General features: G+C 72.1%; 10 protein-coding genes. 6 read left to right on the forward strand and 4 right to left on the reverse strand.

The annotated features are described in order from the left end of the window. Positions 1-116: 116 nt before the first annotated feature. A complete protein-coding gene (locus tag ASG04_RS15480) occupies positions 117-593 on the reverse strand; it encodes a GtrA family protein (RefSeq protein WP_056126178.1) in 477 nt (158 codons plus the stop codon). A gap of 125 nt (positions 594-718) precedes the next feature. Between ASG04_RS15480 and ASG04_RS15485 the strand changes: the two genes are divergently transcribed. Both ASG04_RS15485 and ASG04_RS15490 read left to right on the forward strand, forming a co-directional pair. Beyond that, positions 719-1762, forward strand: a complete 1044-nt coding sequence (locus tag ASG04_RS15485) for a glycosyltransferase family 2 protein (protein ID WP_056126181.1) — start codon at positions 719-721, stop codon at positions 1760-1762. Then, positions 1759-2493, forward strand: coding sequence for a polyprenol monophosphomannose synthase (locus tag ASG04_RS15490; RefSeq protein ID WP_056126183.1), 735 nt, complete (start codon positions 1759-1761; stop codon positions 2491-2493). The genes ASG04_RS15485 and ASG04_RS15490 overlap by 4 nt, the downstream gene beginning before the upstream one ends. Here ASG04_RS15490 and ASG04_RS15495 read toward each other — a convergent pair. Together ASG04_RS15495 and ASG04_RS15500 are read right to left on the reverse strand one after the other, a co-directional pair. Beyond that, a complete protein-coding gene (locus tag ASG04_RS15495) occupies positions 2450-3916 on the reverse strand; it encodes a glycosyltransferase 87 family protein (protein WP_156463708.1) in 1467 nt (488 codons plus the stop codon). The genes ASG04_RS15490 and ASG04_RS15495 overlap by 44 nt on opposite strands. Before the next feature lie 124 nt (positions 3917-4040). Then, on the reverse strand, positions 4041-5354 hold the full coding sequence (locus tag ASG04_RS15500) for an O-antigen ligase family protein (protein ID WP_156463709.1): 1314 nt from the start codon (positions 5352-5354) through the stop codon (positions 4041-4043). A gap of 94 nt (positions 5355-5448) precedes the next feature. On the opposite strand from ASG04_RS15500, the gene ASG04_RS15505 reads away from it, so the two are divergent. Next, a complete protein-coding gene (locus ASG04_RS15505) occupies positions 5449-6789 on the forward strand; it encodes a hypothetical protein (protein WP_056126188.1) in 1341 nt (446 codons plus the stop codon). Positions 6790-6804: 15 nt separating this feature from the next. Here ASG04_RS15505 and ASG04_RS15510 read toward each other — a convergent pair whose 3' ends face one another. Continuing rightward, entirely contained in the window at positions 6805-8184 is a 1380-nt protein-coding gene (locus ASG04_RS15510) for an O-antigen ligase family protein (protein WP_056126190.1), read from the reverse strand. Positions 8185-8228: 44 nt separating this feature from the next. Here ASG04_RS15510 and manA point away from each other — a divergent pair, with 44 nt between their 5' ends. The 3 genes from manA to ASG04_RS15525 all read left to right on the forward strand — a co-directional run bounded on the left by manA (position 8229) and on the right by ASG04_RS15525 (position 11031). Then, positions 8229-9440, forward strand: coding sequence for a mannose-6-phosphate isomerase, class I (gene manA, locus ASG04_RS15515; protein WP_056126193.1), 1212 nt, complete (start codon positions 8229-8231; stop codon positions 9438-9440). A gap of 104 nt (positions 9441-9544) precedes the next feature. Further along, positions 9545-10507 carry a UDP-glucose 4-epimerase GalE gene (gene galE, locus ASG04_RS15520; protein ID WP_056126195.1) on the forward strand — a complete coding sequence of 321 codons (963 nt, stop codon included), beginning with the start codon at positions 9545-9547 and terminating at the stop codon, positions 10505-10507. A gap of 167 nt (positions 10508-10674) precedes the next feature. Then, positions 10675-11031 carry a WhiB family transcriptional regulator gene (locus ASG04_RS15525; protein WP_082518291.1) on the forward strand — a complete coding sequence of 119 codons (357 nt, stop codon included), beginning with the start codon at positions 10675-10677 and terminating at the stop codon, positions 11029-11031. Positions 11032-11085 lie beyond the last annotated feature (54 nt).

Below are 11085 nucleotides of genomic sequence, written 5' to 3' on the forward strand. Positions count from 1 at the left end.
CTGCACATCTACCGGGTCCGGTGACCGCACCCGGGTCGAACCGGTGACGGACGGGAGGCCCGTGGCGGTGTCGCCACGGGCCTCCCGTCCGTCTCGTGGTGCGGTCGGACCGCGACTCAGACGATCTCGGCGACCGCCTCGGCGGCGCCTTCCTTGTCGTCCTTGAAGACGAACTTGCCGTAGGCGAAGTACCGGAAGACGGTGGCGACGCCCTGGCCGATCAGCGTGCCGGAGACGTTGTCGGCGAGCGGAGAGTCCAGGTGCAGCACGTAGCGCGAGAACCCCAGGCAGCCGAGCTGCAGCAGGATCGCGATGACGTTGAGCAGGGCGAAGACCAGGAAGCTCCTGAGGGTCTGCGCATCGGCGCGGTCGCGGTAGGTCCAGAGCCGACTGCCGAAGTACGTGACCACGCTGGCGATCGCGATCGCGATGATCTTGCCCACCAGGGGCAGCGCGAAGAGCGGGCCGTGTCCGCCCCAGAACACCAGGGCGTTGTAGACGACCGCATCGACGACGAAGCCGATCCCACCGACGACGAGGAACGAGCCCCCGCGCTTGAGGTGACCCAGGAACCACTCCGATGCGTTCGCCACGCTGTCCTTCCCGTCCCGGGGCGGCGGGCACCGCGCAACCGGGGAACTGTTAATCTCTCGCAGGGGTTTCGTGACCGCAGACCCCGCCGCTCGACGGATCCGCGACCACTGAAGGACCCTATCCCGTGACTCCCGACGACCTCGTCATCGCCGCGATCGTTCCCTGCCACAACGAGGCACCGGCGATCCACAAGGTCGTGACCGACCTCAAGGCCGCCGTGCCGGGCATCCACGTGTACGTGTACGACAACAACAGCACCGACGGCACGGACGAGGTCGCCCGTCGCGCCGGTGCCGAGGTCCGGTACGAGCACACCAAGGGCAAGGGCAACGTCATCCGCCGGGCGTTCGGCGACATCGACGCCGACGTCTACCTGATGATCGACGGCGACGACACCTACGACACCGCTGCTGCCCCCGAGATGATCAAGACCCTGCTCGAAGGGCCGTACGACCACATCCTCGGTGTCCGGCAGGACGACCCGAACGCCACCGCGTACCGCCCGGGCCACGAGGCCGGCAACCGGATGTTCAACCGCGTGGTCGGCAAGCTGTTCGGCACGCCGGTCTCCGACATGCTCAGCGGGTACCGCGTGATGTCCCGCCGCTTCGTGAAGTCGTTCCCCGCGCTGTCGCGCGAGTTCGAGACCGAGACCGAGCTCACGGTGCACGTGATGAACCTGCGCGTGCCGCACACCGAGGTGCCGGTGGGCTTCAAGGACCGCGCCGAGGGCACCGAGTCGAAGCTGAACACCTACAGCGACGGGTTCAAGATCCTGTCGCTCATCGCGCACCTGATCCGCTTCGAGCGCCCCGTGCTGTTCCACGGGGTCATCGGCGCGGTGTTCGCGGTCGTCGCCGTCGTCCTGGCCATCCCGCTGTTCATCGAGTTCAGCCGCACGGGGCTCGTGCCGCGGTTCCCGACGGCGTTCCTGGCCGCGTCGCTCATGGTGATCGCGTTCCTGACCTGGACCCTCGGCTTCATCCTCGAGGGCATCACCCGGCTGCGTCGCGAGACCAGTCGCCTGAACTACCTGACGTACTCGGCTGCCGGCGGCACGGTCCGTCGGCTGCTGACCGAGCACTCCGCCCCGGAGGGCGAGACACCCTCCGAGGTCGCGCGCCAGACGCTCGGGCGGGAGCGCCCGAGCGACGGCACGACCCGATGACGGCTGCCGCCGCCCTGGTCATCGTCCCGACGTACGACGAGGCCGAGAACGTCGGGGACATCCTCGGACTCGTCCTCGGCGCCGTTCCGGACGCGCACGTGCTCGTCGTCGACGACGCCAGCCCGGACGGCACCGGTGACGTCGTGGAGCGCATCGCGGCAACGGACGACCGCGTCCACCTGCTGCGGCGCTCGGGCAAGCTCGGCCTCGGCACCGCCTACGTCACCGGCTTCCGGTGGGGCCTGGAGCGCGGGTACGAGCTGCTCATCGAGATGGACGCCGACGGTTCGCACCCCGCCGACCGGCTGCCGGCGCTCATCGACGCGGTGCGGTCGCAGCCCGACGTGCAGCTCGCGATCGGTTCGCGCTGGGTGCCCGGAGGGTCGGTCGTCGACTGGCCCTGGTACCGCGAGGCGCTCAGCCGTGGTGGGAACGCCTACGCGCGCTGGATGCTCCGCATCGACGTGCGGGACATCACCGCCGGCTTCCGGGTCTACCGCGCCGCGGTCATCGCGGGCATGGCGCTCGACGCGGTCGACTCGAAGGGCTACTGCTTCCAGGTCGACATGACGCTGCGCGTGCACGACCTGGGCGGCCGCATCGTCGAGGTGCCGATCCGGTTCCGCGACCGGCTGCACGGGGTGTCGAAGATGAGCCAGGCGATCGTGCTCGAGGCGATGCTGCGCGTCACGCAGTGGGGTCTGCAGCGCCGCTTCGCCCGTCGCCGCTGACGACCCGCTCGCCGCTGACGACCCGGTCGGTGCTGACGACCCGCTCGCCGGTGGCGACCCGGTCGGTGCTGACGACCCGGTCGCCGCTGACGACCCGGTCGGCGTCCGAGGGGTCGGCCAGCGCCGGTCCCGACGTCCCGGACCGCCCGGAGTCGGTCCGCTCCGACGTGCCCCGGACCGGCCGGGTCACCACCGGCGTCCGCAGGAACACGACGACCAGGGCGACGAGCAGGGCGGCACGGCCCCAGATCCCCGCGGTCATCGCCTGGTAGGCCCACGTGTCCGTCCCGACACCGATCGCCTGGTAATAGGTGTTGCGGAAGAACCCGACCACCGCGCAGACGTCCGCGACCAGGTACGCCGCGATCCACCAGCCGCCGACCCGCAGCACGACCAGGAACGGCAGCAGCCACAGGACGTACTGCGGTGACGCGACCTTGTTGCAGACCATGTAGACGGCCAGGAGCGCCGCGGCGGACTGCACCCACGGTGTGGTGCCCCGGCGGAGCGCGAGCACGACCGTGACGACGAGCACGGCCACGATCCCGAGTGCCGTCGCGACCGTCGACATGGCGCCCATCGTCTGCTGGATCGGCCCGTCCAGGTCGGTCGACCACGGCAGCAGCCCGTAGTACCAGACGGACATCGTCGAGGCGCCGATCGGCCGCGAGGCCTGGAACGTGAAGACGGACAGCCACCCCGGCAGGTTGACGAGCACGAAGGGCAGGTTCGCGGCCAGGACGACCCCGACCCCGGATCCGAGCGCGGCGGCGGTGCGCCGGACACGGGTCCCCAGCTCGGCGTCACGGTCGAGCAGCGCCGCGATGACCAGCGGGGCCAGGAACATCAGCGGGTACAGCTTGAACGCCCCGCCGACCCCGAAGGCGGCTCCGGCGACGGCGTACCGGGTGGTGGTCGACCACGACGACGGCGGCCGGACCACGACGACGAGCCCGACCACGCTGCACGCGACGGCGAGCAGGTCCCAGTTGTAGACGGCGTACAGCGCCAACGGGGGCGTCGCGGCCCAGAGCCACGCGCGACGGCCGGCGACCCGGACGAGCAGGAGCGTGACGGTGACGGCGAGCACGACCGCGACCACGCCGGTGACGAGCAGGAACCCGTGTGCGGACCCGACGGGCAGTGCCGTCAGCCACACCCACACGCCAGTGAGCGTCGGGTACTCGACCGTGCCGTTGCCGAGCTCGGACCCGGTGACGTAGGGGAAGACGTGTCCAGCCAGGTCGCGCGAGCCCCAGAGTGCGGCGACGTCGGACCAGCAGCCGTACCGCGAGACGAACGCGCCCCGCACGACGCCCTCGGGTGTCGGCAGGGTGCAGGGCAGCTTCAGCAGCACGTTGAGGACCGTGGCGACGGCGGCGACCACGCACATGGCGAGACGTTCGAGCGGGCGGGGGTGCACCCGATCACGGTAGCCGCTCACGGGGTGCGACCCGCGACGCGACGGACTGGAGGCCCGGGTCGGCCCGGCAGCGCGCCTCCAGTCCGGCTCCGGTCGCGATCGCGGCCCGGCTCGGCCGGCCGGGTCAGGTCAGGTGCTCGGTGCGCGGCAGGTGCCGCCGCCAGGAGCGGCGGCGGGCCGCGACGACGATCACGGTGGCGAAGAGCATCAGGCCGGCGCCGTGCAGCAGGTAGCTCTCCGCGGTGCTCGTCACGCCGAGCAGGACGAGGATCGCTGCCGGCCAGACGTACGCGACGCCGGGGAAGGTCGTGGCGGTGACCCAGGCGCGCGCGAAGGCGAGCAGCGCGGTGGCGAGCAGGATGAGCATGCCGGCCAGCCCGATCTGCAGCCACGCGTCGACGAAGGCGTTGAGCCCCGAGGTGAAGCGGGTGCCGGACGGGTCGACGAACGTCGAGAACGGGACCACTGCCTCGTGCGGCCAGGTGCCGACCCATCCCCAGCCCTGGATCGGGTACTGGTCGCTGAGCAGCCGGATCTGCGCCCACAGGTCGAGCCGGATGGCGCTGCCGCCGGCCGCACCGATCTCGGCGAGGATCCGGTGGCGGGCCAGCACGCCGACGATCCCCATCGCGATCACGAACGCGCCCAGCACGGCGTTGACCACCGGCCGCGTGCGCGGCTGCGCGTGCCGGAGCGACCACAGCGCGAGCGCCGTGACGGCCAGGGCGATCATCGCCAGGCCGGTGATCGGGGACTGGACGAGCATGAGCGCGATGACGGCCAGCGCGGTCGAGGCGACGGCGCGCCACATCGTCACCGACCGGGTGAGGAACTCGACGACGAACGTGACGAGGGCGACCGCGGCGACGAAGCCCATGAAGTTCCGTGTCCCGCCGATGCCCTGGATCGGGCCGCCGTCCGCGATGTCGCCGCGGATGCCGAACGCGGGGATCGGCAGGTCGAGCACCAGGCCCGACATGACCTCGAGCCCGAGGGCGATGACGAGCAGGATGCGGAACGCGTCGCCGGAGGCCCGGATGACCTGCACGAGGTCGCGGCCGAGCGCCAGGTAGAGGCCGAGCCCGATGAAGCAGACGGTCGCGACGAAGCCGCGGAGCGCGACCCAGGAGTACTCGCTCCACAGGACGCTGAGCGCGCAGTACCCGACGAAGGCCAGGAGCGACAGGGGCAGCACACCGTGCCACTCGATGCGGTAGCGCTGCCCGAGCAGGCTGAGCCCGGCCAGGACCACCAGGGTGACGAGGACCGCCCACGTGCCGGCGGTCCCGACCAGGGCGTGGACCGTGGGCTGCCCGAACGCGAACAGCAGCATCACCGTGGCGAGTGCCTGGCTGAACCGGCCGCCCGCAGAGAACCCGATCCACGCGGACAGGTACCGGCGTGCGAGCGCGCGCCTGGTCACCCTGCTGTCCGTCACCGGACCATCCTCTCGCACCCCTCTGCGTGTCGCCGCCGTCATCGCGGTGCGTCGATATCGCACGGCGCGATATCTCCGGTAGCGTCTGCCGGCGATGGACCGCGCGCCGAGGACCCTGCCCACGGCGGTCGCCGCGCTGGTCGTGCTCGTCGTCGCCACCGCCGGCGCCTGGTACCGCCTCGGCCCGGTCACCCGGGCGACGGTCTGGGCCGAGGACGGCGGGCCCTTCTTCCGCGACCGGCTGGCGGACGGGCCCGTCGACTCGCTGCTCCGTCCGTACGCCGGGTACCTGCACCTGCTGCCGCGACTGGTCGTCGACCTCGGGTTCGCGCGTCCGATCGAGGAGTACGCGGTCACCGTCGCCGGGGCGTGCTGCGTCGTCGTCGGGGTCGTCTCGGCCGCGGTGTTCGTGCTCGCGCGCGACCTGGTGCCCGCGTGGCCGCTCCGCGTGGTGCTCGCGGCCGTGCCCGTGGTGGTGCCCGTCGTGCCCTTCGAGATCAGCGGGAACGCCGCGAACCTGCACTGGTTCATGCTCGTGCTGGTTCCGTGGCTCTTCGCCGCGCGGGTCCGCACGTGGTGGGGGTCCGCGCTCGTCGCGGTGCTCGCCCTCGGCGCCGTCCTCACCGAACCGCAGACGCTGCTGTTCGCGCCCCTGCTCGTCGTCGCCTGGTGGCGCCCGGGCCTCCGGGACCGACTCCGCGCGCTGCCGGTCACCGTGGCCACGGTGCTCGCCGGTGCCGCGCAGGTGACGACCGCGCTCACCACCGAGCGTGCCTCGCGACCCGGGGACCCGAGCATCCGGGACGTCGTCCACGGGTACCTGCTCCAGCCGCTCGCCGGGGCGTGGACCCGGCGGGTGGGGTCGGTCGCCGCGGCGGTCGAGCACCACGGCGCCGTCGTCGTGGTCCTCCCCGCAGTCCTCGTGGCCGTGCTGCTGGTCGTCGCGGTCGTCGTCGGTCCGTGGCGCGCGCGGGTGCAGGTGCTGGCGCTCGGCATCGGTTCCGTCGTGGTGTGGACCGCCGCACTCGTCCTCAACGCCAGCGCGAACGGGCAGTGGGGCGAGCAGGCGGTCACCGCCTTCACCGCGGCGCCACCGACGCGCTACGCGGCGGCCTCCGCCGTGCTGCTGACCGAGGGCGTCGTCCTGGCCGCATCGGTGCTGATCGACCGACGGAGCCGGTCGGTCGACGCCGGCTCGACGTGGCTCGCGATCGGCGGGGCGTCGGTCGGGTGGCTGGCGATCGCGGTGGTGGTCGCGGCGGCGGTCACGAACGTCGCGCCGGGCGACACGCAACGCAGCGGGGGACCGGCATGGCGTCCGCAGGTCGCGTCGCAGACGGACGCGTGCCGGGCCGACCCGTCGGGTGTGGTGCACGCGAAGACGGCACCATGGGGGACGACGCTGCCCTGCACGCTGGTGCTCGGCGGACGGTGAGCCGCTCGGACGGGGTCAGCGCGTGCCGGCCCAGCGGAACTCGCGCTTCGCGGGCGGCGTGCGCGGGCCGTCACCGATCGACACCGGCTCCTCGCCGACCAGCACGATCCGGGACTTGATCGCGATGAGGGCGAAGAGGATCCAGTTGCCCTGGTAGAGCAACCGCGACTCGGCCACCGACTGCGCGAGGAGCGCCACGACGACCAGCAGGGGCAGCAGCGACACCGCGTCGAAGGTGCGGGGACGGAGCGCGGCGTCGTAGCCGATCCGCGTCGCCGAGGCCCACGAGCGGGACAGCGTCGTGACGACGTAGATCGCGAAGAGCACCAGACCGATGATGCCGGTCTGCATCCACACGTCGAGGTACGCGTCGTGCGCCTGCAGGTACGTGACGCCCTTGCGGTGCGCCAGGTCGGCGAGCGTCGGGATCGAGGGCCACCAGTAGCCGATCCAGCCCCACCCCACGACCGGGTGCTGGTCGATGAGGCCCTGCACCTGCGACCAGATCTCGCCGCGTCCGGTCAGGTCCGAGCTCTTGCCGAGCAGCCCGAGCAGCGCGCCGCGTGCCGTCACCCCGACGGCGACCACGACGACGGCGACACCGGCGACGGCGAGGTAGCGCGGGGTCCGGCGCTCGGTGGGGGTCCGCCGGATCCACAGGGCCACCAGCGCCACCACCGCGACGACGACGGCCGCCACGACGATCGTCGAGGAGCGTGCGAGCACGAACACCACCGCTGCGACGACGAGCCAGCCGATCGCCCGGGCACGGCGGATGCGGCCCTCGGCGAGCTGGAGGGCGACGGCGATCGCGGCGAGCAGCGCGACCATCGCCAGCAGGTTCGCGTTGCCCGGCAGGCCCTGGATGCGCCCGCCGGTGAAGAGCTCCGCTCGTGAGAAGTAGAAGGCGTCGGGGATGTGCCGGTCGCCGTAGTGGGTCCAGATCGGTGCGATCGGGTGTCGGACGACGACCGCCACGACGGCCTCGAACAGGAGCGACAGCAGGAGCACCCAGCGCATCGCGACGCTGAGGGCGTCGAGGATCCGCCGCCAGGTCAGTGTCGACGCGATGACGAACGCCACCAGGGCACAGAGGACCTGTGCCACCATGCTCGCGAGCGTGGCCGCCCACCAGTGCGACCACAGCGTCGTCACCAGGCACCACCCGAGGAAGATCCACAGCGCTCGTGGCGTCCGCTGGATCGTCGGCTTCGCCCGTACCGCCAGCACGACGCCCCAGGCTCCGGCGAGGGCCCACACGACGGCCGCGCCGTACCACGTCAGGGTGTTCGGGAGCGCGTCGCCGGCGAACACGATGAACAGGACGGCGGCAGCGAAGGCGAAGGCCTCGCGCTCGGACACGGCTCCGCGGGCCAGGGGCCAGGTGTTCGTCACGGGGACCAGGCTAACGCCGTGCGAGCGGCCGATACGCTCGGCTCATGTTCCTCGGCATCACCAACACCCCGCGCGACTACGCCTGGGGATCCGTCACGGCCATCCCGGAGCTGCTCGGGCGGACCGTCACCGGCGCTCCGCAGGCCGAACTCTGGCTCGGAGCCCACCCCGGCAGCCCGAGCGTCGTCGTCAACCCGGCGATGGTCGGGGGCGCCGACACCGTCCTCGACTGGATCGCCGCGGAGCCGCACACCGCGCTCGGCGACGACCGCACGGGCCTGCCGTTCCTGCTCAAGGTCCTGGCGGCTGCGGCACCGCTCTCGCTGCAGGCGCACCCCACGCCGGAGCAGGCGCGCGAGGGCTTCGATCGCGAAGAGGCAGCCGGCGTCCCGGTCGACGACCCCGCGCGCAACTACAAGGACCCGTTCCCGAAGCCCGAGCTGGTCGTGGCGCTGAGCGAGCGGTTCGAGGCACTCAGCGGCTTCCGTCCGGTCGGCGAGACACTGGCCGACGTCGAAGTGCTGGACGCCGGCAGCGGGCGGCTCGGCCCCCTCGTGGCACACCTGCAGCAGGGCCTCGAGGACACGGTCCGCTGGCTCGAGACCGCCGACCCGTCCGCACAGGCGGTCATCGACGCCGCCAGCCACCTGGCCCAGGACGTGCAGGACCCGAGCCCGAACACCGCCACCGTGGCGTCACTCGCCGAGTCGTACCCCGGCGACCCCGGCATCGTGGTCTCGCTGCTGATGCACCGCGTCACCCTGACCCGCGGCCAGGCGATGTACCTGCCGGCCGGCAACATCCACGCCTACCTCGACGGCCTCGGCATCGAGCTGATGGCTCCGTCGGACAACGTGCTGCGCGGTGGCCTCACGCCGAAGCACGTCGACGTACCGGAGCTCCTGCGCGTGCTCGACTTCACGGCGTACCCGGCGCCGCTCCTCGAGCCGGAGCAGCTCGCGGTCGGTGTCGACCGCTTCGCCCCCGAGGGGGTGGGCTTCGCACTCGTCCGGGTCACGGGCGACGGCGGGCCGGTCGGCCTGAGCACGGGCGGCGTCGCCCCGCTCTCCGGTCCCTCGATCGCCGTCTGCACCGAGGGCGTGGTGACGCTGGTCGGCGCGACGTCGGCCACACTGCTGCGGCAGGGTGAGTCCTGCTTCGTCACGCCGGACGAGGGCGACGTCACGGTCGAGGCCGACTCCGCGACCGGGCTGACGTCGACGGTCTTCATCGCGACGGGCACGCCGACGACCTGACCCATCCCGTCGGCCCGGTCGGACGCTGCGGCTCCACGCACGCGTCCCGCACCGGCCGCGCGGTCGCACCGGACGCGTCGCACGGGTCCGCTAGCGTGACCAGCATGAGTTGGCTGGTCACCGGCGGTGCCGGGTACATCGGGTCCCACGTCGTCCGCGCCCTGGGCGCCGCCGGCATCGACACGGTCGCGTTCGACGACCTCTCGAGCGGCTTCCGGGGCTTCGTGCCCACGGACGTGCCGTTCGTCGAGGGCACGATCCTGGACGGCGAGCTGCTGGCCAGGACGATGCGCGACCACGGCGTGACCGGGGTGGTGCACGTCGCGGGGTTCAAGTACGCCGGGGTGTCGGTCGAGCGGCCGCTGCACACCTACGAGCAGAACGTCACCGGGATGGCGACGCTGCTGCGGGCGATGGCGGACGTCGACGTCGACAAGGTGGTCTTCTCGTCGAGCGCCGCCGTGTACGGCACGCCGGACGTCGAGAACGTCGTCGAGTCCACGCCCAAGCTCCCGGAGTCGCCCTACGGCGAGTCGAAGCTGATCGGCGAGTGGCTGCTCCGCGACATGGAGGTCGCCCGCGGCTTCACCACGACGTCGCTGCGCTACTTCAACGTCGTCGGCTCGGGGGAGCCGGACCTGTACGACGCCAGCCCGCACAACCTGTTCCCGCTCGTGTTCGACGCGCTGCTGGCCGGCCGCACGCCGCGGATCAACGGGACGGACTACCCGACGCCGGACGGCACCTGCGTGCGCGACTACGTGCACGTGGCCGACCTCGCGCACTCGCACGCCGTCGCGGCGCGGAAGCTCCAGTCGGGTGAGCCCCTCGAGCGCGCCTACAACCTCGGCAGCGGTGACGGGGTGAGCGTCCGGCAGATCATGGACGCGATGGCCCGCGGCACCGGCATCGACTTCGAGCCCGACGTGGCCCCGCGGCGCGCGGGGGACCCGGCGCGCATCGTCGCCACCGGCGAAGCGGCCGCTCGCGACCTCGAGTGGGCGATGCGCCACACCCTCGACCAGATGGTCACCAGCGCCTGGGAGGCCCGCCGCCGCGTCGGCTGAGGGACACGGGACGTCCCCCGGACTGCCGACAGAACTGCCGCGACACGCCCGTACGGGGGACATGACACGCCGGAACGGTCAGAGCCTTCTATGATCCGCGACTTGACCTTTGGGAATCACACCGCTGTAATTACAGGCAACGACATCGCCCGACAGGGTTCGGGGCGATGGGTTGCGAGCGAGGAAACCAAGGGGTGATCAGGGTGAGCGGTTCCGACTTCCACGCCGGAGTTCCGGAAGACTGGCACGTCGACCCCGTGGCGCTCGGCGTCCCCGGAGTCCGGCGTCCCGAGACGGACCAGGACGATGCACTGGCCTGGCAGGTCGACTCGCTCTGCGCGCAGACCGACCCCGAGGCATTCTTCCCCGAGAAGGGCGGCTCGACGCGCGAGGCCAAGAAGATCTGCACCTCGTGCGAGGTCCGGTCGCAGTGCCTGGAGTACGCGCTCGAGAACGACGAGCGCTTCGGCATCTGGGGCGGCCTGTCCGAGCGCGAGCGTCGCAAGCTGCGCAAGCGCGCCTGAGCGGTCACGGCGCGCCGGCGCCGTCCGGGCGTGCGCCATGGGCGCCTGCGACCA

Source organism: Curtobacterium sp. Leaf183 (genome assembly GCF_001424385.1).
Lineage (GTDB): Bacteria > Actinomycetota > Actinomycetes > Actinomycetales > Microbacteriaceae > Curtobacterium.